This is a genomic window from Methylophilus sp. TWE2, from assembly GCF_001183865.1.
In the GTDB taxonomy this organism is placed as follows: Bacteria; Pseudomonadota; Gammaproteobacteria; order Burkholderiales; family Methylophilaceae; genus Methylophilus.
This window is the reverse complement of sequence record NZ_CP012020.1, coordinates 2708508-2732165: the sequence shown is the minus strand read 5'-3', so window position 1 is coordinate 2732165 and position 23658 is coordinate 2708508. Positions and strand designations below refer to the sequence as shown.

The 23658-nt window shown below is 48.2% G+C and carries 29 protein-coding genes; 23 read left to right on the top strand and 6 right to left on the bottom strand.

The features are described from left to right. The first annotated feature begins 364 nt into the window (after nucleotides 1–364). From ACJ67_RS14715 to ACJ67_RS12825, 10 genes are all read left to right on the top strand, one after another. A complete protein-coding gene (locus tag ACJ67_RS14715) occupies nucleotides 365–706 on the top strand; it encodes a PilZ domain-containing protein (RefSeq protein WP_082164049.1) in 342 nt (113 codons plus the stop codon). A 252-nt stretch (nucleotides 707–958) separates the two neighbouring features. Further along, a complete protein-coding gene (locus ACJ67_RS12860; RefSeq protein ID WP_053092904.1) occupies nucleotides 959–2092 on the top strand; it encodes a toll/interleukin-1 receptor domain-containing protein in 1134 nt (377 codons plus the stop codon). Beyond that, on the top strand, nucleotides 2089–2673 hold the full coding sequence (locus ACJ67_RS12855; RefSeq protein WP_049639409.1) for a hypothetical protein: 585 nt from the start codon (nucleotides 2089–2091) through the stop codon (nucleotides 2671–2673). Before ACJ67_RS12860 ends, ACJ67_RS12855 begins: the two co-directional genes overlap by 4 nt. A gap of 25 nt (nucleotides 2674–2698) precedes the next feature. Next, nucleotides 2699–3187 carry a TIR domain-containing protein gene (locus tag ACJ67_RS12850; protein WP_049639408.1) on the top strand — a complete coding sequence of 163 codons (489 nt, stop codon included), beginning with the start codon at nucleotides 2699–2701 and terminating at the stop codon, nucleotides 3185–3187. Nucleotides 3188–3320: 133 nt separating this feature from the next. Beyond that, nucleotides 3321–3554 (top strand): DUF2171 domain-containing protein, encoded by a 234-nt coding sequence (locus ACJ67_RS12845; protein WP_049639407.1) that lies wholly within the window; start codon nucleotides 3321–3323, stop codon nucleotides 3552–3554. Between the two features lie 317 nt (nucleotides 3555–3871). Beyond that, nucleotides 3872–4342: a CBS domain-containing protein gene (locus tag ACJ67_RS12840; protein WP_053092903.1), complete on the top strand. Its 471-nt coding sequence runs from the start codon at nucleotides 3872–3874 to the stop codon at nucleotides 4340–4342. Between the two features lie 29 nt (nucleotides 4343–4371). Then, nucleotides 4372–4575 (top strand): hypothetical protein, encoded by a 204-nt coding sequence (locus tag ACJ67_RS12835; protein ID WP_049639406.1) that lies wholly within the window; start codon nucleotides 4372–4374, stop codon nucleotides 4573–4575. Between the two features lie 53 nt (nucleotides 4576–4628). Continuing rightward, on the top strand, nucleotides 4629–5105 hold the full coding sequence (locus ACJ67_RS12830; RefSeq protein WP_049639405.1) for an acyloxyacyl hydrolase: 477 nt from the start codon (nucleotides 4629–4631) through the stop codon (nucleotides 5103–5105). A 413-nt stretch (nucleotides 5106–5518) separates the two neighbouring features. Continuing rightward, nucleotides 5519–5671: a DUF3309 family protein gene (locus tag ACJ67_RS14710; protein WP_081620828.1), complete on the top strand. Its 153-nt coding sequence runs from the start codon at nucleotides 5519–5521 to the stop codon at nucleotides 5669–5671. Between the two features lie 25 nt (nucleotides 5672–5696). Continuing rightward, nucleotides 5697–6560: a hypothetical protein gene (locus ACJ67_RS12825; protein WP_049639404.1), complete on the top strand. Its 864-nt coding sequence runs from the start codon at nucleotides 5697–5699 to the stop codon at nucleotides 6558–6560. 373 nt (nucleotides 6561–6933) lie between these two features. Here the strand turns inward: ACJ67_RS12825 and ACJ67_RS12820 are convergent, their stop codons facing one another. Continuing rightward, nucleotides 6934–7167, bottom strand: a complete 234-nt coding sequence (locus ACJ67_RS12820; protein WP_049639403.1) for a hypothetical protein — start codon at nucleotides 7165–7167, stop codon at nucleotides 6934–6936. A gap of 170 nt (nucleotides 7168–7337) precedes the next feature. Between ACJ67_RS12820 and ACJ67_RS12815 the strand changes: the two genes are divergently transcribed. The 5 genes from ACJ67_RS12815 (at nucleotide 7338) to ACJ67_RS12800 (ending at nucleotide 10636) form a co-directional block, all read left to right on the top strand. Next, the gene (locus tag ACJ67_RS12815; RefSeq protein ID WP_049639402.1) at nucleotides 7338–7748 is read left to right on the top strand and encodes a hypothetical protein; all 411 of its coding nucleotides are present in this window, start codon (nucleotides 7338–7340) and stop codon (nucleotides 7746–7748) included. A 180-nt stretch (nucleotides 7749–7928) separates the two neighbouring features. Further along, nucleotides 7929–8714, top strand: a complete 786-nt coding sequence (locus tag ACJ67_RS12810) for a hypothetical protein (protein WP_156171687.1) — start codon at nucleotides 7929–7931, stop codon at nucleotides 8712–8714. A gap of 332 nt (nucleotides 8715–9046) precedes the next feature. After that, nucleotides 9047–9199, top strand: coding sequence for a DUF3309 family protein (locus tag ACJ67_RS14705; RefSeq protein WP_081620827.1), 153 nt, complete (start codon nucleotides 9047–9049; stop codon nucleotides 9197–9199). A gap of 43 nt (nucleotides 9200–9242) precedes the next feature. Continuing rightward, nucleotides 9243–9641 carry a PA2779 family protein gene (locus tag ACJ67_RS12805; RefSeq protein WP_049639401.1) on the top strand — a complete coding sequence of 133 codons (399 nt, stop codon included), beginning with the start codon at nucleotides 9243–9245 and terminating at the stop codon, nucleotides 9639–9641. A gap of 47 nt (nucleotides 9642–9688) precedes the next feature. Further along, nucleotides 9689–10636, top strand: a complete 948-nt coding sequence (locus ACJ67_RS12800; RefSeq protein WP_049639400.1) for a PA2778 family cysteine peptidase — start codon at nucleotides 9689–9691, stop codon at nucleotides 10634–10636. 35 nt (nucleotides 10637–10671) lie between these two features. Here ACJ67_RS12800 and ACJ67_RS12795 read toward each other — a convergent pair whose 3' ends face one another. Together ACJ67_RS12795 and ACJ67_RS12790 are read right to left on the bottom strand one after the other, a co-directional pair. Beyond that, on the bottom strand, nucleotides 10672–12273 hold the full coding sequence (locus tag ACJ67_RS12795) for an EAL domain-containing protein (protein ID WP_049639399.1): 1602 nt from the start codon (nucleotides 12271–12273) through the stop codon (nucleotides 10672–10674). Between the two features lie 315 nt (nucleotides 12274–12588). After that, complete coding sequence (locus tag ACJ67_RS12790) at nucleotides 12589–13068, bottom strand: DUF421 domain-containing protein (protein ID WP_231587184.1); 480 nt, start codon at nucleotides 13066–13068, stop codon at nucleotides 12589–12591. A 204-nt stretch (nucleotides 13069–13272) separates the two neighbouring features. Here ACJ67_RS12790 and ACJ67_RS14700 point away from each other — a divergent pair, with 204 nt between their 5' ends. Continuing rightward, entirely contained in the window at nucleotides 13273–13425 is a 153-nt protein-coding gene (locus tag ACJ67_RS14700; protein ID WP_018987428.1) for a DUF3309 domain-containing protein, read from the top strand. 4 nt (nucleotides 13426–13429) lie between these two features. Further along, on the top strand, nucleotides 13430–13741 hold the full coding sequence (locus tag ACJ67_RS12785; RefSeq protein ID WP_049639398.1) for a hypothetical protein: 312 nt from the start codon (nucleotides 13430–13432) through the stop codon (nucleotides 13739–13741). On the opposite strand, the gene ACJ67_RS12780 is transcribed toward ACJ67_RS12785, so the two are convergent. Together ACJ67_RS12780 and ACJ67_RS14870 are read right to left on the bottom strand one after the other, a co-directional pair. After that, nucleotides 13726–14979, bottom strand: a complete 1254-nt coding sequence (locus ACJ67_RS12780; protein WP_049639397.1) for a cytochrome P450 — start codon at nucleotides 14977–14979, stop codon at nucleotides 13726–13728. The genes ACJ67_RS12785 and ACJ67_RS12780 overlap by 16 nt on opposite strands. Nucleotides 14980–14981: 2 nt before the next feature. After that, nucleotides 14982–15146, bottom strand: a complete 165-nt coding sequence (locus tag ACJ67_RS14870) for a hypothetical protein (RefSeq protein ID WP_156171686.1) — start codon at nucleotides 15144–15146, stop codon at nucleotides 14982–14984. A 74-nt stretch (nucleotides 15147–15220) separates the two neighbouring features. On the opposite strand from ACJ67_RS14870, the gene ACJ67_RS12775 reads away from it, so the two are divergent. The 6 genes from ACJ67_RS12775 (at nucleotide 15221) to ACJ67_RS12755 (ending at nucleotide 22028) form a co-directional block, all read left to right on the top strand. Then, entirely contained in the window at nucleotides 15221–15670 is a 450-nt protein-coding gene (locus tag ACJ67_RS12775; RefSeq protein ID WP_231587183.1) for a CBS domain-containing protein, read from the top strand. A 173-nt stretch (nucleotides 15671–15843) separates the two neighbouring features. Then, nucleotides 15844–16008 carry a DUF3309 domain-containing protein gene (locus tag ACJ67_RS14865; RefSeq protein WP_156171685.1) on the top strand — a complete coding sequence of 55 codons (165 nt, stop codon included), beginning with the start codon at nucleotides 15844–15846 and terminating at the stop codon, nucleotides 16006–16008. Between the two features lie 226 nt (nucleotides 16009–16234). Beyond that, entirely contained in the window at nucleotides 16235–17521 is a 1287-nt protein-coding gene (locus ACJ67_RS12770; protein WP_049639941.1) for a diguanylate cyclase domain-containing protein, read from the top strand. Nucleotides 17522–17652: 131 nt separating this feature from the next. After that, nucleotides 17653–18417: a hypothetical protein gene (locus ACJ67_RS12765; protein WP_197080625.1), complete on the top strand. Its 765-nt coding sequence runs from the start codon at nucleotides 17653–17655 to the stop codon at nucleotides 18415–18417. A gap of 106 nt (nucleotides 18418–18523) precedes the next feature. Next, nucleotides 18524–19183, top strand: coding sequence for a pyridoxamine 5'-phosphate oxidase family protein (locus ACJ67_RS12760; RefSeq protein WP_049639939.1), 660 nt, complete (start codon nucleotides 18524–18526; stop codon nucleotides 19181–19183). 208 nt (nucleotides 19184–19391) lie between these two features. Then, nucleotides 19392–22028, top strand: a complete 2637-nt coding sequence (locus tag ACJ67_RS12755; RefSeq protein ID WP_231587182.1) for an EAL domain-containing protein — start codon at nucleotides 19392–19394, stop codon at nucleotides 22026–22028. A 104-nt stretch (nucleotides 22029–22132) separates the two neighbouring features. Here ACJ67_RS12755 and ACJ67_RS12750 read toward each other — a convergent pair whose 3' ends face one another. Next, nucleotides 22133–23605 (bottom strand): porin, encoded by a 1473-nt coding sequence (locus ACJ67_RS12750; RefSeq protein WP_049639395.1) that lies wholly within the window; start codon nucleotides 23603–23605, stop codon nucleotides 22133–22135. Nucleotides 23606–23658 lie beyond the last annotated feature (53 nt).

The following is a 23658-nucleotide window of genomic DNA, read 5'->3' as shown; positions in this document are numbered from 1 at the left end:
ATTATGAAATCCTGGAAAATTCGGGAATTTATCCCATATCAAATACCGTTAGTTTCCAGCATGATTCTATTCAGGGCGTGAGTTGCCACTAGGACCGTTTGAAGTGGGGTGACTTATTTTAAGCGGGGCAAACATTCCCTATCCGCATACACTAATTTGCATATTGGTACCGTGCTAAAAAGGCATCTCAATTGAGGTGCCTTTTTACTTTTAGGGGTTCGATTCTAACGTCGCCTTGTTTGCTAGTGCTGGATAGACAGTCGTTTCTTAAAGGCTATTTACCTTATCCAGCGCGTGTCTTACGCGTTAAAAATCGCAACTCATCATATAATATGGCACTCGTTGAGTGAGCAGTGCGTTTTCCATGTCTTACAGTAGTTTCCAACATACCTCCGTAGATCAAAATCGTCGTTCATGGCACAAAAAATCCCAGCTGGTGGATAGTACGGGCAGAAAATATACGGTATTTACGCACGACATTTCCATGACGGGAATGAGTCTTTTTGCCGATAAGCAATACAAATCGGGCCAGTTATGTAATGTGGAGGTGCCAGTGTTTGTCGGCTCAGGACTTAGGCATTACAGATTTGATTGCCGGGTTATTTTTTCCTCGCTGTGCGGCATGAGGGGGTTTAGGACAAACCTTGAGTTTCTCGAAGTGCCGCCAGAAAATAAAACATTAATTCAATCAGTCATGGCAAGGTAGCCATATTGCTATTCAAAAAGACTCAAGGCGACACATCTTGAGTCTTTTTGTTTTGGTGGGATGCTCGCGTTCTTGTCACCCGTTTCCTACACGGATTTCAGTATGTCTCTGATAGGGGAGATGCAATGCGTGTAAGACAATATAGCTGTCACGAATTTCTATGGTTTGTGGTTTGCTGTTGTTCACGATAAAAAATTAAAGATATTTCGGTGATGGGCTTATTGAATTTAATGATGTATTTTGGGGGGTAAAATGGCGGCTCTTTATCAACTGGCTGTGCTGGGTGCGCCAAGCAAAGCTCAAATACATGCATTAGAAAAATCTTTAAAGAGTACTCTGGAAGCGATCAATTTGCGCTTGGGTGATGAGGTAGGTTGGGAGATTTCTCCTGCCGAGTTCAGGCCTCACCAGTTACAACCTTCTGCCGTGGTTTTTTTTGGAGGTGTAAATACCCACCTCTCTAATTTGAGAGAGTTGTTGCGGCGTGGCATTCCCATTGTGCCTGTGGTCTCTAAGGCTAAACAAGCACCTGTCGAACTTCCCCCTTTATTAGCTCCATTTGACTATATTGATTATGCTGTTGGTGGTGCGCAATCTGTCGCCGTTGCCCTTTTGCAAAGTGTCGGCCTGCTCGCCCAGCAGCGTAAGGTGTTTTTAAGTTATTGCCGGGAAGAGCTCAGTGAGGCGGCGACTCAATTATTTGAAAGGCTGTCTGCACGGCAGTTCGAAGTATTCCTTGATCACGATGATAATACGGTGGACCGAAAGTTCAGCCACCAGTTATGGCATAGGCTATGTGATGCAGATGTCTTGCTGATGCTGGACACGCCCACTTATTTTGAACGCCGGTGGACTAATGCAGAATTTGGACGGGCCCTGGCCAAAGGGATCAGTGTCATGAGGGTGGCGTGGCCTGATTCAACCTCTTCCGCAAGAGTCTCCACGGCCAGCTTGCTACAACTTTCCGGTAATGAATTTAACTCGTTTTCTAAACAATTTGAAGAAAGTGCCTTGCAGCGTCTTTGTATGAAACTCGAAGAAGTGCGCAGCCAGAGTTATGCTGTTCGTCTGGTGAATTTCACGAGCAAGGCGCGTATTGCTGTAGAGGCGAGTGGCGGAAGGTTGATGGGCGTGGGACCAGGCAATATGGCTTATATCCAGTTAGCCAGTGGCAAGTGTTTGAAGGCAGAGATGACCCTTGGTGTGCCGGTAAACAAGCAGGATAATCATTCCTCTTTGCGACAATCCGATGCCTTGATTTACGACCCTATTGGCTTGCATTCAACATGGTTGTCACAGGCCGGGCTGGCAGATGATCAAGCTTATCCGTGGATCAGGCTAAATGAGGCGGAATTGCATTTTGCACATGAACAGGAGGGTCTATGAGTGCCATCTTTCTTTCTGCGAGTGTGCCGATGACGACGCGCGGTACTTACCATGAAACGGCCAACCCTTTCCTGATTCAATGTGCGGTGCGCGAATTGGTCATTGCGGCTTTGCAACAACATAAAATCGTTTGGGGTGGCCATCCGGCGATTACGCCGATGATATGGAGTATTTGCGAAGACCTGAATATTGATTATTCCGAGTCGGTAGTTTTGTACCAGAGCCGTTTTTTTGAGGATTATTTTCCTGAAGAAAATCGCCGTTTTAAAAATATCATTTTTACCAATGCGGTGTATGGCAACCGCGAAGCCAGCCTGCTTCGCATGAGAAAAGAAATGCTATCACGGCCAGATTTGGTAGGGGCAGTATTTATCGGCGGGATGGAGGGCGTGGAACAAGAGCATGAAATATTCAGGCACTATCATCCGGACGCCAGGATATTACCCGTACCGTCACCGGGCGGTGCTGCCCTTAACCTGGCGCTAGATCATGGCTACAGTTCGAATTCAGATTTTGAAGACATCGACTTCGCCCAACTCTTCCATACCCATTTCGCCGAGATCAATAAAAAACTGTCCTGAAGGTTTGTCTGCAATAGGGGAAAGAATGGCTCGCAGAGTATTCTATAGCTTTGATTATCAAAACGATTGCTGGCGCGCTGCCATGGTGCGCAATATTGGCGCAATTCATCGCAGACGGCCAGTTTGCGATAACCACTGGGAGCAGGTCAACCGGGAAGAGGACGATGCGATCAAACGCTGGATTGATGCACAACTTCGTCATCGCAGCTGTACGATCGTCCTGATCGGTGCCAAGACTGCTTCCTGCCGCTGGGTGCGCTATGAAATCCAGCGTTCACTGGAAAGCAGGAAGGGTTTGCTGGGCATACGTATTCATCAGTTAATGGACCAAAATCAGCAAACAACGACAGCGGGTCCAAATCCATTTGAGTCTATCATGTTGCCCGACGGTCAACGGTTATCGTCCGTTGCACCCACTTATGAGCCATTGGGCGTTTCAAGTGCGGATGTCTATTCCTATATCAGCCAACATCTCGAGGGGTGGGTGGAAGCAGCGATCGCTGCACGCTATTGAGGTTTTACGAGAAAGTCATCCGGTGTGGGTGAGAACTCCTACATCAGGATCAGAAACCACTTATAACCAGACCCGCCAGTTCTCATTATTCTATGCAGATACCGGTTTGACCGGAATGCGATAGGAGAAAAGCATGAATACCAATCAAATTGTTCCAGAAATGCCTGTGGTGTGTTCACAAGGGGGGCAATTCGCGACCGTGGATCACCTGGAAGGCGACAACTGCATCAAGTTGAATAAAGATGAAAACGGCCAGCACCACTATATTCCCACGAGTTGGGTCACCAATATCGAGAATGGGAAGGTGATTGTAGATCGTCCCGGTGAACAGGCAATGGAGGATTGGAGTGAAACGCCAACACATTAAATAATCATTCAGCACACCCAGCCCCAGGCAGCCCTGGGGCTTTTTATATGTGGAATAAAAGTAAACTATTTCTAAAAAAAGATTACTTTTTAGCTCGGTGGCTTCGATCCTGTCGGTGGGAGGTCCGAGAAATCCTACATGAACTCCAGCCATTGCCTGATAAACCTGGGTCGCCTGATTTATTAATCTGGTGGTGTTGATGTCAAGTGTGGACGCAATATAGGTCTCCCGACTTGCTCATTGACATGACGGTGGTCTCGGGCAGAGGCCACCGCCTTTATATCCACTGCTTTGAACGCTTTCTGAAGGGACTGTAAATGATGATTGGCCATTTGATGACTACTTCTGTGGTGACTGCTTCGCCTATGCAGTCGCTTAAATCCGCTGCTCAAATCATGGAGGAAAACGATTTTGATGCATTGCCCATCTGCGACAATCATCGCGTGATTGGCATGCTTACCGTACGGGATATCGCCATGAAAGCAGTGGCCAAAGGGATGTCTCTGGCCGAGTCCAAAATCTCGGAATTTATGACTTTTGAAACCGCCTATGTGTTTGTGGACCAGCCCGCAGAAGAAGTGGCCCGTTTTATGATTGAGCAGCAGGTACGCAGACTACTTGTACTCGACAGGGACTATCAATTGGTCGGTATCGTTTCCGTGGATGATTTGCTGATGGCGGGCAACCTGCAGGCCATACTGGTGAGCCATGAGGGATCGATAAAACACCTTGAGGCCTATCAATGGCCTCATCTCAGCGCCGCTTCACGTAAACAATCACTGCATTAGCCAGTAAAGACTGAGTAAAGGAGATTGCGATGCCGCAAAATCAACGGTCACTAAATCAGTCCAACAAACCCCAAAATATTCATGAGTTAGACCATGATCGGCTTGATCCGGCCAATCCGGACTCAGTCGATCCGGCGAATACTGATCCGGCGGACGAAGCAGAGGACGCCGAGAACTTGCCCGCGGAGTCATCCAGACCTGCCATCAATCCTGATGCCATCCACAGAAAATAGCGGTTACAGGATATTGCAAAGATTTTTACTCACTCATTCTATCCAATCCAACTATGAAAAAAATAACACTGATTTTTGCCGCACTTGTTTTCACCACTTTAACTACGCATGCAGATACCTTAGGCATAGCGCTAGGCAGCTACGATGTCGATGGCTCCCATGGTGCAGCAGACTTCCGCCTGGATTACGAATACGATACGTCCGTCTGGCTACAAGATCTTAAACCCTGGTTGGGCGCAGAAGCAACGACCGACGGCTCATTATGGTTGGGAGGCGGGCTGCTATATGATTGGCAATTTGCCGAAACCTGGCATTTGAAACCAGGGTTAGGGGTCGGTTATTACAGCCGTGGCAGTAGTGACCTTGATTTAGGACACCCCATTGAATTCCGCTCACAGCTGGAACTGGCCAAGGAGATCAATGCGCAGAATAGCCTGGGTTTGGCGGTCAGTCACTTATCCAATGCGGATCTGGATAAAGAAAACCCTGGGGTGGAAGTGCTTAGCGTGTATTGGCATTACCGCTTCTAAGCTTTTCGAATTCCCTGGCCACTATGTTTACCATCTGAGCGGGAGTCGATGTCCGTGCTGGTATTGATGACAGGTGGGTAACTGAGGATTTGTTGACAGTATTAAAGTCCTACATCTCAATCAGGGATTGCCTGACATAGAAATTTCCAGAATATGCGTAAGCTGAAAACGTTGGTACCAGAGCTCAAACCCACCTCGGGTTAAATCTCCAAAGTGGTCATCAACATGCGGTGGCTCCCGAAGGAGCCACCGTTCTTATTTGTACCACCGCAGCCTCATCCTCATCGCACGCTTCGTCCGAGCATTCCTACAGGGATTTCAGCGTGATGTGGATGCAGCGCTTGCTGGCAAGATTGCATCATGGAGTCTCCATTAATCACCAATAATAAATGTATTGATGCGTGGAGAACATCATGTTGAACATCCTTCTTCTAATAGTGGTATTTGCTTTAATTGGTTCGTTACCGACATGGCCTTATAGCAGTAGATGGGGCTATTACCCAAGTACTTGGTTGAGTTTAATCCTCATCCTTTTGCTCATTTTTTCAGTCACGGGCGCATTGTAATTAACAATTCAAATAGGAGATCATCATGGCGCAATCGAGTGTTTTCAGCGAATCGGCTAGCGCAGTTTCCTGGGGAGCTGTCGTGGCTGGCGCTGTTGTGGCAGCCGCCCTTTCATTAATCCTGTTTCTATTGGGCAGCGGATTAGGTTTGTCTTCTATATCCCCTTGGTCCCGCGAGGGGATAGATGCCCCCGCATTTGGCATAGCAGCCATTATCTGGATCACGGTGACCCAAATCCTGGCAGCGGGAATGGGTGGCTATTTAACAGGCCGGCTACGGGTTAAATGGCCAGATACGCCGGCGGATGAAGTGTACTTCCGTGATACTGCACACGGATTCCTGGCTTGGTCGGTGGCCACGCTTGCCACCGCGGCACTTTTGACGACTACCATAGGTGCGATTGTCAGCGGTGGTATGCAGGCTGCCACCCATGTAGCAGGAGGCGCCGCCCAGACTGGGGCGATCACCATGGCCGGTAAGCATGGTCATGGAGCGCATCAACCAGGTGAAAACACTTACTTCGTTGACGCTTTATTCCGCAAAAATACTGAAGAGGATACGAGCGATAGGGAGTCTTACGTCCCGGTAGCAGAAGTGAGCCGGATGCTGGCCCATGCCGGCTCATGGGAGTCGTTACCCCCGGAAGATGTCCGTTACCTGTCCCAGCTTGTGGCAAAAAATACCGGTTTGACAGAGCAGGAAGCTGAGCAACGAGTGCACGAGTTGCAGGCGAAAGCCAAGGATGCTGAAACTAAAGCCAAAGCGGCTGCAGATAAAGTACGCAAAGCTTCGATTTATATCACTCTGTGGCTATTTGTGTCTTTATTGGTGGGTGCATTTTCAGCCAGCCTGGCAGCGACCTGGGGTGGTCGTTGCCGAGATGCGTAAAAACCTTAATTCCATTTTGTTCATTTTGGAGGCGATATGCGTTCATTACTGCTTTATTTTCTAGGTGTACCTATTCCATTAATTATTCTGATTGCTTTATTTGTACGTTAACTGCATAGGCACCATGGCTTTCTATTCCGGTCCGCTTGTCCCTCTGGGGCCAGCAGAGGCGGGGATAGGAGTAATCAATGGCTGGAGAATGTGATGTCGCGCCTGATGTTGCGCCTGTGGATTACCGCCGGTAAATTGGAACGAGGTGGGGGCTGCATCTGGCACAGTTGCAGTCCACCCCTATTAGGAATACCTCAATCTCAAACAAAGGTTGAGCGACAAAATCATCAAACTGTTTAATGGCTGACAAGCAATGAGATAGTCACTTTTTAGACAATGGGGATTTTTTCCAGGTATAGGTGCCACAGGTGATCAGGTACAAAATGGCCGAAAAGATATTCAGGACGGGCACCATGCTGCGGAACGCGAGAAAAAAGGCTTTGCTAAAGGCATGCCTGGGCGTAGCAAATTCACAATTCCTGAATTCAATGAGACCACCTATCGCTGAGATGACCAGGGGTACTAAATAAAACGCAGAAAAAACATTGAAGTCCATGATGATTCCTTAACGCATTTTTCATTATAACGTGAGAAAGGTTGCAGATCATTTTGCCACTAAGTCAGCAAATTCCTACAGGAGATTCAGCCGGAATGGGATAGGGGATGGGCGACTGATGCCGCAAGATGGTGACCTGAGCAAAAGCTAAAACAGGGGAGGACTCCATCATGCAAAAAACACATGCAAGTACGCATCCAAGCAGAAATTCAGCTGCCACCACCAGTGTGCTTTCCTTGATTGCCATCACGGCAGGCACAGTCTCTGTGGCGTTGTTCATCATGTTTGTCGGATTGTTTTTGACCATGATGTCTTTAGGTGGCAATTCGCAATTGACGGCCAGCCTGCATCATGAGAGACCAGCAATGACCATCACGCTTGTGGCAGACAGCAAGAATATGACTGATCATCAAAAAACACAGGCCAGGAAAGGCTATTTCGTAGATGCCTTGTTACGCAATGAGGGCAACAGGCATTCAGCCAATTCCTCTGATCGTCATCCCCAGCCATCTTCCAGACCTGCACGTGTTTATGCCATCTCAAGCGTATCACCGAATCAAACCCATCTCATTCAAATCTAGGCAATCCCCTCTTTTTTCTGCGTTACACATTCCCATTTAAAAGAATACAATAGCACTTTCAGTCGCCTTCAGTGATGGCATACATCATTGAATTGGCCCAGATGATTGAATCTTGGCCAGATTTGAGGCATTGTTCGACATTGAGTAAAAATTGGTATCAAAACATAATCGATTGAGGTTATGAGAAATATGCTTCATTGCAAAGATATAGAGGCCGCCTATAAGTCGCCCTGGCTGCCTTCAGGTGAAAAACCTGTAACCAGGTCATTTCGTCGTGAGGGTGGCGCGATTGAGATTGGAAAAATCAACCTCATTCTGATTGGCCTGATTGTGGTGATATTGTTTACACTGATTGCCAAGGAAGAGCCAACAGCAGCTTTTTCTCACGCCGCACCACGTCTGCAGTCGCAGATAGTGCAAGCGGAAGCTCCTGAAGTTGACATAGAGGCGCCAGGGGCATTACAGGAAAGTAATGTTCCTGAAGTGGAGACAACTGCCCTACCAAAAGTGACCTCCAAAACAAGCGACAAGCAGCCCAAAAAAGTCGAAGTCTCACCAGTGTTAGCGTCAGGGCCTGTAGTGAGTGTGCGTACCAGTCCGGCATCCACCGGTCAGGACAAGGCCGGTCATGCCAACACCTCGTCAGAGTCTGTTTCTCCCGAAAACGCCTCCACAAACATGCTTGTGTTTAATATCTGGAGCGTGTCCGAGCTGCGCTTAAGGAGTGCTTACACCACTTTTATGAACGACAGTGCGCTGTCGCCTTCGCAAATAGAGGCCAGAAAAAAGGACTATCTGAATTTTGTCCTTCAGCGTTCCCGCAAATGTGGTGAGCTGGATAATAAATTTGCCAGTAACATCAATACGGCGGAAAAGTTAAGCTTTAACAAAAGGGAAGTAGACATTCTGGAATGTCACGCCACGGAAAATAATATTGAGCTTGATAAGATAAATGCACATGGTTAACACATTCACTGTGTTTTCCTCTGTTAATTCATCCTGAATCCCAGATCACCCCTCGAATTTTTCTCTTTCCCTCACAGCCCTGTCATCCATCGCGCAGCATCGGCGGATGTGCCCGGTAAGCCCCCTGCGAAAAATAACAGCCTGCAAACGAAGCATTCCTGCATGGCATGGCGTGGTTTCAAGGTGTTCAATAAAAAATCAGAGTATTCCTACAACAGATTCAGCAATACTGGCATGGTGTCTGGTTTTGCGTCCCTGCATGATGAGGCCTCACACATTACAAAACCATTGCCAGCGCAAGCGGCAATATGTTGCGTTAGGAGACTATTGTTATGAGGACGATATTGCTGCTGATTCTAATATTGGCATTAATCGGTGCATTGCCCACCTGGCCCTATAGTGCTGGCTGGGGTTATTATCCAAGTGGAGGTCTCGGTCTAATCGTTTTAATATTGCTCATACTTGCGCTCACCGGCAGGCTGTAATGCTCAACTGTCCATTCACTCTCAATACAAAGGAACCAAGATCATGATGATGGCTAAACGTTTATTAAGCGCCTTTTTGGTGGCATCCATGTTATTTACCGGCTCAATGCAGGCTGTCCAGGCGGCCATGATCAGTACTGAACAGGTCGCACAGTCTACCATCTCCGCAAAAGGGGATCAGGACAGGGCAAAAATTGTCAGCATGTTGTCTAGAGATGAGGTGCAGACCGAACTGGTGAAGCGTGGCATCGATCCGGTAGAGGCCAAATCTCGCGTGGCTGCACTGACGGATGAAGAAGCTAGCAACCTCGCATCACAAATGGATAAAGCACCGGCCGGTGGCGGCATTATTGGTGCGATTGTGCTGGTATTCCTGGTATTGCTGTTGACTGATATCCTGGGCTTTACAAAAATCTTCCCTTTCACCCGCTCAGTGCGCTAATGCTATTTTTTGCCGACAATTTCTACGCGAGGTTGGTTGACAGGCGCATGATCAAAGCCAGCGTGTTACGTATTTGCATACTGGCTTTTTTCTGCCTGCTAACCGCATGCGCGGCCAACGGTGTGCGTGAGACAACACAGAACACACAGTTACCGCGCCATGCCGAGCTCACAAGTACCCCATTCTTCCCGCAAGCAGAATACCAGTGTGGTCCAGCCGCGTTGGCGACTGCTTTAACCGCAGTTGATATACCAGTCACGCCTGATCAATTGACGCCAGAAGTGTATGTGCCAAGCAGGCAAGGTAGTCTACAGATTGAAATGCTCGCCGCCGCAAGACGCCATGGCGCCCTGGCAGTGCAAATCCCGCCGCAGCTGGAAGCGGTGATACAAGAGGTTTCGGCTGGCAACGTCGTCGTGGTCATGCAGAATCTGGGATTTTCATGGGTACCTTCGTGGCACTATGCGGTAGTAGTGGGTTACGACCTGGATAAAGAATTGGTCTGGCTGCGCTCAGGGACATTTGAACGCTTTGAAATGTCTTTGAACGCCTTCCAGCGCACCTGGGCGCGTAGCGAGCATTGGGCTTTTGTGGCGCTGCCCCCAGGCAAACTGCCAGCTAGCGTCAGTGCGGATGAGGTGGCAAAAGCCTTGGTGACGTATGAAAAAAATGCTTCTGCCACAGATCGAAAAAAGGCGTACCAGTCCGCCGTGGATAAATGGCCGGATCATCAGGTTTTGTTGATGGGGCTGGGGAATGCTGCCTATGCCACGAACGATTTGCCTTTGGCGGCCGCGACTTTCAGGCATATGACGGAAGTGCATCCCGATTCAGCGGCGGCTTACAATAATCTTGCCAATGTATTGCTTGCCCAAAAAGAGATTGTACAGGCGGAGACGGTGGCCCAAAAAGGATTGGCAATTGCGGGAAACAATGAGAAATTAAAATCACAGATTGCACAGACACTGATTGAAATCAGGCAGGCGATGCATTAAGTGAGTAGTCACTCACATTAGTGAAACAATGATTATTAAGCAGGCTGGCTATGCTTTTCCAGATAAGCATAAAACTCTTTGCGTTTAAGCGATTTTGAATACAGCCAGCCTTGCACATGATGCACACCGCGTGACTGCAAGATGTCTGCCTGCGTGGCCGTTTCCACTCCTTCAGCCACCATATCCAGTTTGAGCGTTTTGGCCATTTCGATAATATGAAACGCGACATGGCTGGTCACGGCATCTGTGCCGACGGAATCCACAAATGTCTTGTCAATTTTCAGGTAGTCCAGCTGGAACTTGGTCAGGTAAGACAGGCTGGAATAACCGGTGCCAAAGTCATCAATCGCCACGCGTACGCCGCAGTCGCGGATATTTTTGATGGTGGTCAGTGCTTCATCATCATCGAGGAAACCGCGTTCGGTGACTTCAATCAGGATCTGTTTGCCTTGAGCGCCGGACGATTTTATCAGGCTCTTGATCAGTCCTAGTAGCTCGCCTGAACGGATATCGTGGGAGGAGATATTGATCCCAACATGGAAGTCGGGGTGCATGGCAAATGCATTGCGCATATCCCTCGCCACGATTTCAAACACACGCCGTGTAATCTGGCAGATGACGCCGGAGGCTTCTGCGGCAGGAATAAAGGTATCCGGACTGATAAATGTATTGTCCGGCGTTTTCCATCGAATCAATGCCTCGGCACCGACGCAAGTGTTGAGATGCAGATTCATGATCGGTTGGTATTCCAGATAAAACTGGTTGTTGGCCAACGCCCGCAAAATGGCCGATTTGGTAGAGTACCTGGTTCTTTGCATGTAGACAAACAGCCCTGCCAGCGCCAATCCCACGACCATGGCCAGCGGAATGAGGATCTGGATAAATGTCACAATGTCATGATTGGTGTCCTTGAGTGGCAGGGCAGCGACGACGGCAGTCAGGTTCAGTTTGTTAGGCGCCATATACACCAGCGTTTGGCGGTCTTTATCGATAAAGGTAAGCGGTTGCTTACCCTGGTATTTCGTAAGCCATGCCTGCGCTATCTCCCCTTTTGAGATATAGAGGCGGTGGGATAGAATGCCAAATACGCCTACAGACACTTCCGTATCATTCAAGGCCTCAATTGCATGGGATGGCACAAAGACGACGGCCCACCCTGATTTTTCCATGATCACCAAGTGATGATTCTGCCAGTCAGCAACCTTGATATTCGCCCACATCCGGGTGCCGTCCTGCTCTATCCGGAATGGCGGGCCGAGTTCCATGCCATTAAAAACTTCCGACATGGAAGAACATGTAATCCGGCTACCCTGGATATGGGCCACTGCATGCAGGAAAAATCCCGTGACATTAAATTCCTGCATTTTCTGGATGTGCTCAGGTAAGCAGGCATCCTTTTCTGGCACAGAAGAGAAATGGTTCACGATGTTGGCAAACTGGTCGCGGGTAGTACTCATGCGCATCAGTACACCATTTGTAATGTCGCGCAGGCGTTTGGTTTCTTTCGAGATGACCTGGTTTTGCGCAATGATTAACGACAGGTAAATGGAGATGAATGCGGCCACCACAATGATGAAGACAATCAGGCCGACGAGTATTTTCTTGTGTCGCCAACCCTGCTTGAAAATATAGTCCATGTGATGCATCTTTCCAACGTTAATCTATCGACATCGCCCAAAATAAAAAAGCCAGGACATTCGTCACTGGCCTATATTGGTTATGTAATGAGCGTGCGCAATCTGGAAGTGATCGAGTAGGTGCAAAATGCAAGAGTGATAGGCATCATTTTTTTAGGGTTATCTGAATATCGTCTTGGTGTTCTGATTAAAATCTTGTCTACTGCTACTTCAGTATCGGCAGATAAAAACCCATCTGTAGCGTCTGCCGCAAAAATGTTAATTTTATTTATTTTGATAGTCGCAGCATAACAGTTACTGTGAAGAAGTGCATGTTTAGTTATCGTATTGAATAATACTGAGCTGACCATCTGCCTCTAGTTGCAGTTGTTTCACTTGTGAAAGATGCTCAATGCCTTCTTCACGAAGTTTGGCCTCAATCTCGTCGCGGCTAATAAACTCTTTTCTCATGGCGCGTGTTTGCAATACGCCTTTGCGCACGAGGATGAGCGGAGGAGGTTCTACCAGTTTCTTGATCCATCTGTGATGGTAGCCGAGCCAATCAATTAATACATTCCAAAATACCAATACCGAAATTAAAACCAGGCCATCGGCAATTGATTTTGCTTCGCCAGTCATGGCGTTCTGTGAAGCATCAGCCACAATCACGACAAATAAAAAATCCCCTACACCCACATTGCCCATATCGCGTCTGAGAATCAACCTGAAAATAAGAAAAAGAAACCAAAAAACAACAGAGCCACGCAAGATAATTTCGAGCAAAGGGACGGATAAATGAAATGTAGAACTATCCATGGATCAACCTTTTATCACTCCGATAAACGCATGCTATAAAACCGCAGCCCCGAGGACTTATCAGATAAAGCGGAATTTTCTGTAGGAAAGGGCTGATTTAAAAAGTGTGTCCGCTGATTCCTACAATCATTTCAGCTGAATATGCATGGCGCATGCCTTTCTCTACCGGCATTATAAACATTCACATAATCATAGGAGACGGTGATGCTGAGTACAGTCCTTTGGGTAGTTCTGATTCTTGCTTTAATCGGTGCCTTGCCAACTTGGCCTTACAGCACCAATTGGGGATATTACCCCAGTGGCGGGCTGGGGCTGATCCTCATTATTCTGCTGGTGCTGGCATTGACGGGAAAATAAATCCATGGTGACTAAAGAAACTGAAACCGGGATGGATCAGGCGCTGCCCAATCAGGAGACCGCCGCTGATACCATTCACTCCCCTGAGCAGAATGCGCGCATGATCGCGGTTATTTTCGTGCATCACTTCGGGCTGTTTGCCGGGGAAACCCTTACGGCGGTCAGGCTCAGTGGCGCCTGGTACGAAAAACACAAGGGACAAACCGATCTTGTCGAAGGGTTGGAATATGCCAAAGCAAAGAGATGGATTTACTCAGTCGATGAAGCCTTCACATTGACTGAGGCCGGGTATACGGTTGGTCATGAAGCAGAGTAACTGAGTGGCGCAATAATCATCCCGCTCTTGGGTAAAGTAGGGATGCGCGCCAGCGAGACACTTAAATCTTGCTTGGGTACGGTGTAGCGAAGATTTTGTACCAGGAGTTTAAGCGCCACCTTCATTAAACGGTTGGTAATCCATTCGCCTGGACAGCGGTGGTGCTCTGCATAGGTCGCGCCACCATTGGCAATAAAGCTGTACTCGTCTTGCGACCAATTTTTAAAGCGTTCCGGCTTGAACTCATCCGGCTGCTCCCAATGTCGGCCGTCATGATTGTTTCCGTAAATGTCCAGCAGGGTCAAGGTGCCTTTTTTGAAGTGCCATCCTTTCCAGTTGAAATCTTCGCGGGCATATGCCGCAAGAAACGGGAAAAAAGGATAAAACCGGCGTACCTCCAGAATAAACCAGTCAAGGTATTCTGAATGTTGGTTGAGTAATTTTTCCCGCACGTGTGGATATTGGTGAATAGCAAGCGCACTGAGTGCCACGAGTTGGGCGATGGCCACGGTGGGGCGCAACACATTGATCAACTCGACAGCGGCGGTGTGGCACGGGAGCAAGTCACCGTGTTCGTCTCTATGCCAGGCAAAGGCTTGCAGAATGCTGGTTGCTGCTTCCTGTTTGCTTGATCTGATTTTTTCAATCTCGGCCATGAGCCATTTTTCGCTTGAACTTCTTGCCATGCGGCCACGCCAGTGATGCCATCCAAGACGCGCCCCGCTATCAATCATTCGTCCAAACTCTTTTGCGCGTCGGCTACACTCACTGGGTGGCAATGGCACCCCCGCCCAAGCACATACAGATCGGCATAAGGTGTTTTGCGCATGCTCAAATAACACCATCTCCTCATGAATTGGCCATAGGGCTAATGTTGAATGCCAGTGCATGCGATGAAGCTCTGCCAGCGCGTTGATGCGTTCATGATTCATCAAATGGCTGATAAACAGGTGCTTTCTGTGTCTATGGGCAGCACCATCCAGGCTTTGCACCCCGCCTACGCCGACCAACGTCTTTTGAGCGCGCGTGGGCATGGCACCATGACGAAGAAATTTATCAGGATCGTAGAAAATCCGGGCGGCTTCTGCACCTCGCATGCAAATCACGCTTCTGAATAATAACCGTGTTTCAAATACGTCAGTATCCAGCGCACGACATGTGTCCGAAATAAACCGATAGCCCTTGCGTATCAGCGATAAGGTACTGTCAAAGGCGGTATCTTGAGGTAAAGCCGCCAACGCTATTGATCTCCTATGATTTCCGGCTGGATATCGGGCTCTGCCGGTTCCGTGGGTTGATAGGGGGTGTCCGGATCTGGCTTGATGGGCTTGTGGCTCTCATCGGGAAACACCGGATGGGTGTTTTCATCTCCCAGGCTGTCAGTGACCAAGTTCGCAATATGCATTTTTAATCTCCTTAAAATGGATGGTTAACAAAATACATTGACTGCTACACTGTTTTTATAGGTGCTTCCCTGATATGCCTGTCAGAATTCCGTGGGCTGTGCTGAAAACTTCGTATTTCCTACGCAACTTTCATCCCATACCTGACAATCAACGATGGCGTGGTCAGGCGAGAGTTAAAAATCCGGATGAGAGAGAAGAATACAGGTTAATCGGTCTGCTGACTGACCGTGACATTACCGTTCGAGCCGTTGCTGAAGGTTTGTCTCCTATGGAAACCGGGGCACAACAGGTGATGACCTCGGAAGTGGAATATATTTTTGATGACTATCCGGTTGAAGAGGCTGCCCGTTATATGAGTGAGTTGCAAGTTCGCCGATTGACGGTGGTAGATCGTGATCACCGGCTGGTGGGGATTGTTTCACTTGGCGACCTTGCTTTAAGTGAGCAACAGAGTGCTGGCGCAGCCTTGAATTCGATTTCCCAAACAGGCGTCGGGCCTTATTTAACATTCATCTTGTCTTAATATGCATCCTGTCCGATCTTTCCTACAGAAAATTCAGTCTTCATAGACTCGAAATTGTTTGTTGACGAATGCATGATGGCGCTTATCTAACTTTGCAAAGGGTTTAGCGTTGCAAAGATCTTAGCGTGGCAAATTGATCGTTATTACTGATTACTTTTGAGCGGGAGAAAGATATGTTAAGTATGCTACTCCTTGTGCTGTTTGTCCTCATGCTCGCACATGCCTGCCGGGTGAGTCTGGCCTCCGTTGATTGGAGCATTGATCCTGCCCGGGCCATAGGTGTATTGTTGGCGATATTACTGGTTCTGGCGTTTACGATAGGGTTTATTGATTTATAACCATTGATCGCCATACCAGAACTGGCATTGACGAGAAATAATTTTCCGCAGTAATTATTTTCGAAGTAGATAGTTATCACGTGGCTGTTTATTGCAAAGATAACAGTTTTCTTGAGGTAAAATCGTAAGCAGATTCGTTCATGAACTCTTCGTTACCTTAAAACGTATTGTGCCTCAAAAGTTAAGTCAGAGACTCAAAAGCCAGATCATTGCTGTGTTGGCAGCCATGTTAGCTTTTTTATTCTGGCATTCCCTGTTCGATTACCAGCGCCAGAAGGCTGAAAATGAAGCGTATATTGAAGCTGCCACCTATGGCAGCCTGCTGCGCGCAGAACTCGATCGTGAGTTAAATTCGCTATTGTTTATTTCCAATGGTTTTTCCAGCTTTATTAAAGCGTACCGCCATGAGTTGAAGCATGAAAAAATGCAGGCCATATTGGCCGACCTCTGGTCGAATGCCCGTCATGTCAGAAATCTCGCTGTTGCCGTTAACTATAAAGTCACCTATGTTTACCCTGAAAAAAACAATGAGAAAATCATCGGCATGGATTATCGGGATCTGCCTTCCCAGTGGCCCAAGGTCAAATTTGCGATTGATTCCCGGCAAGGCGTATTGGATGGTCCCCTCGAGCTGATTCAGGGCGGGAATGGCATGATATTCCGATTCCCGATTTTTGTGGATGATCACTATTGGGGCATTATGTCGACAGTGATTGATACCAGCAGCTTTATGCAGGCTGCGTTTAAGGGCGATCATAACCCGCAGTTTGCCTTTGCCATCAGGACGCAAGATCACAAACAGGTCTTTTATGGAGATGCTGCGCTATTCAAGCAAAAGAACATTTTCATCATGCATAGCAGCGTACCGAACGGTAAATGGGAGTGGGCGATTGAAAACAAAAGTATGCAATCGTTACCGAGTCACAAACTGGGGATAGTCTTGAGTGCATTATTAAGCTTGTTTATAGGTAGTCTGGCATATTTCTTTGCCCAGGAACGTTATTATTTATCAGAGGGTGCTTTGATGGACAGCCTGACAGGTCTGCCGAATCGCAGATTACTCGAGAGCCGTCTGAGTTATGCGCATTCGGAAGCCAAGCGTGACCGCAAAAGGTTTGGTTTAATGGCGCTGGATATCGACCATTTCAAAGCAATCAATGACCAGTACGGCCATGATGTCGGCGATGAAGTGATCAAAGCCGTGGCAGCCAGGCTGAAATCAAATATTCGCGATCTGGATACGGTCAGCCGCCTGGGGGGCGACGAATTTGTGATTGTGGTAAAAGATCAGCAGTCGGAGCAAGCATTGATCCAGATTGCCATTAATCTGCTAGACATTTTTCATACACCGCTGTTGATCAATGACAAGGAAATCCCGGTGCATATTAGTATAGGCCTTGCCTTGTTTGACCCGGACACTGAAGTCACTTTGAAGCAGCTATTAAAGCAGGCCGATATGGCGCTTTACCAGGCAAAACATAGAGGCCGAAATACCTACAGGCTCTGGAAATAGGCTCTTTAAAAATGGCAGACATGTTTGTTATTGGTAAGGTTTCCGCATCCGCTTTTCACTAACCACGTAGGCATGCAAAGAATCCTTTAGTGAGTGTGCTAACATAACATTTTATTGATATAAATCTATTGATGAAGTGTTTTTATCCTTTACTCGGATGGCTCGCGAGTCTGGCAGCGCATCCTTCCGTGCATGCTTCAGAAAGGCTCCCCGAACCGGTATTCATCGAGCCGGATGCAGCCCATAGCGATCATTCCCTAAGAATTCCAGAGCCCATGGTTTATGACTTGGTGCGTCCTCTGGGCGTCAAGCAGGGTGAGCTTGAAATCAATGCATTAGGCGACTACAACCCGTTTACGGGTGATATCAACTGGGCCCCTGAACTGGAGTATGGCCTGGCCGATGATCTGGCGATCGAAGTCGAATTACCTTTCCAGAATGCAAGCCATGAACGCTATAAATTGGCCGTGCAGAAAACCTTGGGCATGGATGCCAGCCAGGGGATGGCACATGGTTGGCAGGCGTTTGTGGATGTGAACAAACATACGCGTGCGCTTTCGGCCGATGCCACTTACATTTATGGTCTGAAGTTAGCAGCGCAATGGTCAAGCTTGAGTATGCTGGGGCTGCGTATCCACAATATCAATCGTAGCGCTCAAGTCGATTATCTGCTGAATAATACGGTTTTTTATGATGTGTCCCCCCGGTTGACCCTGGGCCTGGAGCTCAACCAGGAGGTCAGCCATCGAGGCAGTTGGCGCTATCGGCTGACCCCGCAGTTGCATTATGATGTCAGCCAATATTACACCTTGCAGCTGGGCACGGCATGGTCTACGCTGGATCGGGCCGATAAAACAGAGCGGCTATGGAGTTTCCGTCTTATCCGTGTATTTTAATGGCATCTCCTGATGAGGTACGCGGCAATCGTACTGTCTCGATCAAGTGCCAGAAGCCGCGTGTAGGATGCTATGCAATACTAATTAGTCAATGAATGGGGCAATGATGAGTCGTTTATTTGGAGAAACGCACCGCAAGGTGCAGGATGAACAAGGCACAAGAAAGCTGGCGGACCGCATTGAGGAAATTGCCTGTAAAACCGAGATTGATGAGGATGCCAAAGGCTTTATTGAGTCCCTTGACATGTTTTTCCTGTCTACCGTTGACCACAATGGCAGGCCTACCGTTTCATATAAAGGAGGCTTTCCTGGCTTTGTGCGAGTGATTGATGACAAGACGCTGACTTTTCCCATTTATAACGGTAATGGCATGCAGCTTTCCGTGGGCAATATGGTTGGCAATGCGGAGATCGGTATGTTGTTTATTTCATTCGAGCGCCCGCATCGTATCCGGTTGCAAGGCGTCAGCCAGGTTTCCAGGGAGCCAGCTCTGTTGGCTCTTTACCAGGAAGCCGAGTTCGTGGTGAAGGTCACACTGTCCGAATTGTGGCAAAACTGCCCGCGCTATATCCATCGCTATACCCGAGAGAGCAATTCACGCTACGTGCCAACTGCCCAATGCCAGACCCCGTTGGCTGAATGGAAGCGCCTTGAGTTTGTGCAAGATGTGATTTCCGAGGCGGACGCGAAAAAAGCGCAAGAGGCCGGTTTCATCCAAGTGGAAGACTGGATTGCGAAAATCAAGGCTGGGGCTCCGGACGTTTAGCCATCAACAGACTTTTTCATGAAGGCGCAAGGTGATCCTGGCGCTTTTTTGTTGATTGTTTGCCTGATGAGGGAGCCCGTATTTTTAACGTAAATAACGGCTTGTGTTAAAGGTACAAGGGACAATTTCCGTAAATGTTTGTATGATGCAGCTCATAATGGCGCGGTGAGCCTTTTTCGACCAATCGCAGGACCACATCTAATTAACCATGAATAAGTGTGTTGCCAGGTTCTTACGTGCTTTTGTTGACGGCAAACTGTCACGATTCTGCTGTCTTTGCAGCCTGGTGATGCTGTGTCTGAGCATCGCGATAAATGTGAGCGCTGCTGAATCCATCACGGTGATTAGCGATGATAATTATCCACCGTATTTATTCAAAGATACCAACGGTAATACCGTGGGTATTGTGGCTGACACCTGGAAATTGTGGGAACAAAAGACAGGCGTCAAGGTGACCTTGCTGGCGATTGTCTGGGAACAGGCGCTCCAGCAACTGCAGAGTGGGCATGCCGATGTCATTGAAATGATTTATCAGGATCCCGAGCGTGAAAAACGATTCAGCTTCAGTGCGCCGTATGCCACCTTGCCTGTCGGGATCTATGCCCATGAAAGCATAGGCGGTCTTGCGACTTCCAACCATTTAAGTGGCTTTACTGTAGGTGTGCAAAAGGGTGATGGCTGTATTTTTCACCTCAAGCAAGCCGGGGTTCAATCATTCCGGCTGTATAACAACTACGAAGAAATGATCACAGCCACTCTCAAAGGTGAGATCAAAATCCTGTGTATGGATGATTATCCGGCCACTTATTACCTCTATCGTGCCCACGCAGACCAAACCATATTGCGAGCCTTTACACTTTACCAGGGTGAATTTCACCGGGCAGTGAAAAAAGGGAATGAGCAAACACTCAGTTTGATTGCAAAAGGCATGGCGGCGATCACGCCTGCCGAACTAGCGGCGATTGAGGCAAAATGGAAGGGCCGCCCTTTGCAGAAACATCTCTATTACGGCCAAGCTTTGTGGGCGTTGGTTGCGGCGTTGACGGTTGCTGTGAGTTTGGTCTTGCTGGTGTTCATGCTGCGGCTTGCTGTGAAAAGAAAAACCGCTGAAATAGAAAGTAAACGTGAGGAGCTTGAGCTTGAGCGCTTGCGGTTGACCGACATTATTGATGCCACCCGGGCCGGGACCTGGGAATGGGATATACAAACAGGTGTGTGCCAGGTGAATCATCGCTGGGCAGAAATGCTGGGTTATACGCTTGAAACGCTGGCTCCGCTCAATGCTGACAAGGTCAAATCATTAACCCATCCTGATGACTGGCAAACTGCGCTTGCAGTAGTTGAGCGCCATCTCAAGGGGGAAATTGATTTTTATGAGTGCGATATCCGTATGCGTCACCACGACGGGCACTGGGTGTGGATGACTGATCGGGGACGGCTGATTTCACGTACCAGCAGTGGTGAGCCATGGATCATGCGTGGTACCCATATTGATATCACTGACAAGAAAGAGGCGGATGCAGTGATTTGGCAACAGGCTAATTACGACAGCCTGACGCAATTGCCCAACCGGCGTTATTTCAATAGTCACTTGCATGAGGCAATTGCCGAGGCCGCTGACCATCAGCAAAAACTCGGACTGTTATTACTGGATCTGGACCGGTTTAAAGAGGTGAATGATACGCTGGGTCACCGCAGTGGTGACGAATTGCTGATAGAGATCGCCCAACGAATCCGTCAATGCTTGTCTGATCAAATGCTGGTAGCCCGCTTGGGAGGCGATGAGTTCGCCATTATTTTGCCAGAACCAGCCTGTGCCGATGTACAAGCCTTTGGCCAGCAGTTACTGCAGGAAATCTCCAAAGCGATGATTCTGGGAGGTGAACGCGTCTATGTCACAGTCAGTATCGGCATCAGCCAATATCCTGAAGATGCGGTCAATGCTGAAGAAATGATACAGCATGCAGACCAAGCCATGTATGAGGCGAAAAATCGTGGCCGTAACAACCTGCGTTTTTTCTCAATGGCGATTAAAGAGGCCCTGTCACAACGCGTCAGTTTGGCGCGTGATTTGCGCGTGGCGCTTGAAAACGGCGAATTGCGCGATTATTACCAACCCATCGTTGACCTTGCCACAGGCAAAATTGCCAAAGCAGAAGCGTTGATGCGCTGGCAACATCCGCAACGCGGTTTGATCAGTCCAAGTTTGTTTATTCCGGTGGCCGAAGAAACCGGCGATATTGTTGCCATGGGTGACTGGATTTTAACCCAGGCCGCACAACATGCAATGCAATGGCAGTCACTGGTGAATGATGACGCCTTTGCCATTAGCGTCAATAAATCACCAGTCCAGTTCGTAGAACAGATGGATACAAAAAATGACTGGGTGCACGCCTTGCGCAGCATGGGGGTGGAAGGTAAGCGGATTGTGGTGGAAATTACCGAAGGATTGCTCCTTAATCCGGACCCTATCGTTGAGCAGCGTTTGCTGCAGTTCAGAGACATGGGCATCCAGGTAGCCATTGATGATTTTGGCACCGGATATTCATCGCTTTCTTACCTAAGCAAATTCGATATTGATTACCTGAAGATTGACCAGTCCTTCACGCGAAATCTGAATGCCGGTAACGAAAGTTATGTATTGTGCGAGGCAATTATCGTGATGGCACACAAACTTGGGCTCAAAGTCATTGCTGAAGGGGTGGAGACCGCCCTGCAACGAGACTTGCTGATAGACATTCATTGCGATTACGCGCAGGGCTTTTTCTATTCCCCACCTGTCCCGGCAGAGGCTTTTGAACAAATGCTTGTACAGCAGTCTCGTGAGATTGCCTCAGCCAGGTAGGCAGTTTTGTGAAACAGTAGCATCATCAAATAAAAAAGACTCAAGTGCTACTTGAGTCTTTTTTATTGCAACAAGCAATTCAAATGATTGCCTTTTGCTGATAGTTAGAACTTCATACGTAAGCCGGCACCGTAGCTGGTCACATTCGTATAGTTTGTCGCGCTTGGATATTTATCGCCTGAAAAGTGGTTGGTGGTATAGGCGAGGTAAGTATCGAAACGCTTGTTGATTTTATAGTCCACCATCGCCGTCCAAGTATCAATTTTACCCTGCGAGTTGGTTGAAACGGTGGGGCCTTCAATCGCATCTGCCTTGGTCAGGTAGTAACCAACCGATGTTGTCAGTCCGGCCAGGGCAGGCACGCGTTGCGCAAAGTCAAAGTTGGCCCCCAGGTAATACACATAGTTATCTTGCTTGAAACCCGGTTTTAATGCCGAAGTAGCCACGCCGCCAAACACGGTTTGATCATAGATGTTGTGATAACTGATAGAAGGCGATGATGACGGTTGTAATTGATACCACTCCATCCCGCCAATTAATTTCAGGTCTTTCGTTGGCATCCATCGGCCTGTGAGCAACACGGCTTGGGTGTTATACAGCGAGACTGCGATTGTGTCATTCGCTAACGGATTGCCAGGCGCAGCAGAGTTTGATTTTACGGAGTCAAAGAATCTGTCATAGGCCAACTGAATGCCGAACGCACTGCTTTCATAGCCCAATTGCGTTGTATAGCCATTACCGTGAGCTGTGCCGGCGGAGTTACCGAACTGGTTGATGACGGCATAATTGATTTTGTCATGATCCTCAGTTTCGTACACATTGGCATACTTCAGTGAGTTTTTCATACGAGAGTTTTCTGACACGCCACCGCCGCCGCCAACAGTACCACTCTCACCCAGCGGTGAAAAACTATCGGCTTTGCCGTTAGGATCATAGGTCACAGTGATTTCAAAGAACGGGTTGTATTGGGTGCCGTAAGTCAACTTACCTAATGAGCCACCATCAACACCCGCCCAGGCTTGCCGGGTAAACAACTCGCCGTTCATGGAGGAGTTGGCGCTGACGCTGGAGTTGGCATTGGTGCCAGAGTTGTCTGCCAGTGTTTGTGCGGCATCATGTAACTTCATGTCCAGCGTGTTAAAACCAGCTTCAAACTGGTAGATGAATTTAAAGTCATGGTCCCACGCCTGCAGTTTGGTCACTTCACCTTTAAAGCCCAGCCGTGACCCTTGCCAGCCACCGTTTACCCAGTTAGTCCGTGACGTGACCCTGCTGGTTTTTTTTGCGCCTGCATAAGGGTAAAAGTTATTGGCTAACTCGTAGTTCTCGGGCAGAGAGTGATTGATATGGGACAGGCCAATATCCACCAGGCCGTAAACCTGGAAATAAGAAGGATGATCGCCCAGATCGAAATTAATACGGAACGGATTATCATCATTCATAAAACGGGAGACAAGAGAAGGTGATTCTTGTGTAGTGGTAATAGATGTATCAGTCGTGGTTTGTGTTTGGGCTGCAAATGCTTGGTTGATGATTAACGGCAGGAGTGCCAGTTTGAAAAAATGCTTGATGTTCATCCTCTATCCTTGAAAACGGTTTTGCTGGTGATTTCAGAACAGGGATTTTCGAG

Coding starts and splice junctions, on each gene's coding strand:
- ACJ67_RS12835 (WP_049639406.1), top strand. CDS start 4,372: ATGCCGCAAAATCAACGGTCACTAAATCAGTCCAACAAACCCCAAAAT.
- ACJ67_RS12820 (WP_049639403.1), bottom strand. CDS start 7,167: ATGGACTTCAATGTTTTTTCTGCGTTTTATTTAGTACCCCTGGTCATC.
- ACJ67_RS12825 (WP_049639404.1), top strand. CDS start 5,697: ATGGCGCAATCGAGTGTTTTCAGCGAATCGGCTAGCGCAGTTTCCTGG.
- ACJ67_RS12810 (WP_156171687.1), top strand. CDS start 7,929: ATGAGAAATATGCTTCATTGCAAAGATATAGAGGCCGCCTATAAGTCG.
- ACJ67_RS12755 (WP_231587182.1), top strand. CDS start 19,392: ATGAATAAGTGTGTTGCCAGGTTCTTACGTGCTTTTGTTGACGGCAAA.
- ACJ67_RS12815 (WP_049639402.1), top strand. CDS start 7,338: ATGCAAAAAACACATGCAAGTACGCATCCAAGCAGAAATTCAGCTGCC.
- ACJ67_RS12790 (WP_231587184.1), bottom strand. CDS start 13,068: ATGGATAGTTCTACATTTCATTTATCCGTCCCTTTGCTCGAAATTATC.
- ACJ67_RS12785 (WP_049639398.1), top strand. CDS start 13,430: ATGGTGACTAAAGAAACTGAAACCGGGATGGATCAGGCGCTGCCCAAT.
- ACJ67_RS12770 (WP_049639941.1), top strand. CDS start 16,235: ATGTTAGCTTTTTTATTCTGGCATTCCCTGTTCGATTACCAGCGCCAG.
- ACJ67_RS14700 (WP_018987428.1), top strand. CDS start 13,273: ATGCTGAGTACAGTCCTTTGGGTAGTTCTGATTCTTGCTTTAATCGGT.
- ACJ67_RS12805 (WP_049639401.1), top strand. CDS start 9,243: ATGATGATGGCTAAACGTTTATTAAGCGCCTTTTTGGTGGCATCCATG.
- ACJ67_RS12830 (WP_049639405.1), top strand. CDS start 4,629: ATGAAAAAAATAACACTGATTTTTGCCGCACTTGTTTTCACCACTTTA.
- ACJ67_RS12800 (WP_049639400.1), top strand. CDS start 9,689: ATGATCAAAGCCAGCGTGTTACGTATTTGCATACTGGCTTTTTTCTGC.
- ACJ67_RS14705 (WP_081620827.1), top strand. CDS start 9,047: ATGAGGACGATATTGCTGCTGATTCTAATATTGGCATTAATCGGTGCA.
- ACJ67_RS14870 (WP_156171686.1), bottom strand. CDS start 15,146: ATGCATATTGCGAACTTGGTCACTGACAGCCTGGGAGATGAAAACACC.
- ACJ67_RS12860 (WP_053092904.1), top strand. CDS start 959: ATGGCGGCTCTTTATCAACTGGCTGTGCTGGGTGCGCCAAGCAAAGCT.
- ACJ67_RS12850 (WP_049639408.1), top strand. CDS start 2,699: ATGGCTCGCAGAGTATTCTATAGCTTTGATTATCAAAACGATTGCTGG.
- ACJ67_RS12855 (WP_049639409.1), top strand. CDS start 2,089: ATGAGTGCCATCTTTCTTTCTGCGAGTGTGCCGATGACGACGCGCGGT.
- ACJ67_RS14865 (WP_156171685.1), top strand. CDS start 15,844: ATGTTAAGTATGCTACTCCTTGTGCTGTTTGTCCTCATGCTCGCACAT.
- ACJ67_RS14715 (WP_082164049.1), top strand. CDS start 365: ATGTCTTACAGTAGTTTCCAACATACCTCCGTAGATCAAAATCGTCGT.
- ACJ67_RS12845 (WP_049639407.1), top strand. CDS start 3,321: ATGAATACCAATCAAATTGTTCCAGAAATGCCTGTGGTGTGTTCACAA.
- ACJ67_RS12840 (WP_053092903.1), top strand. CDS start 3,872: ATGATGATTGGCCATTTGATGACTACTTCTGTGGTGACTGCTTCGCCT.
- ACJ67_RS12775 (WP_231587183.1), top strand. CDS start 15,221: ATGCCTGTCAGAATTCCGTGGGCTGTGCTGAAAACTTCGTATTTCCTA.
- ACJ67_RS12760 (WP_049639939.1), top strand. CDS start 18,524: ATGAGTCGTTTATTTGGAGAAACGCACCGCAAGGTGCAGGATGAACAA.
- ACJ67_RS12765 (WP_197080625.1), top strand. CDS start 17,653: ATGAAGTGTTTTTATCCTTTACTCGGATGGCTCGCGAGTCTGGCAGCG.
- ACJ67_RS14710 (WP_081620828.1), top strand. CDS start 5,519: ATGTTGAACATCCTTCTTCTAATAGTGGTATTTGCTTTAATTGGTTCG.
- ACJ67_RS12750 (WP_049639395.1), bottom strand. CDS start 23,605: ATGAACATCAAGCATTTTTTCAAACTGGCACTCCTGCCGTTAATCATC.
- ACJ67_RS12795 (WP_049639399.1), bottom strand. CDS start 12,273: ATGGACTATATTTTCAAGCAGGGTTGGCGACACAAGAAAATACTCGTC.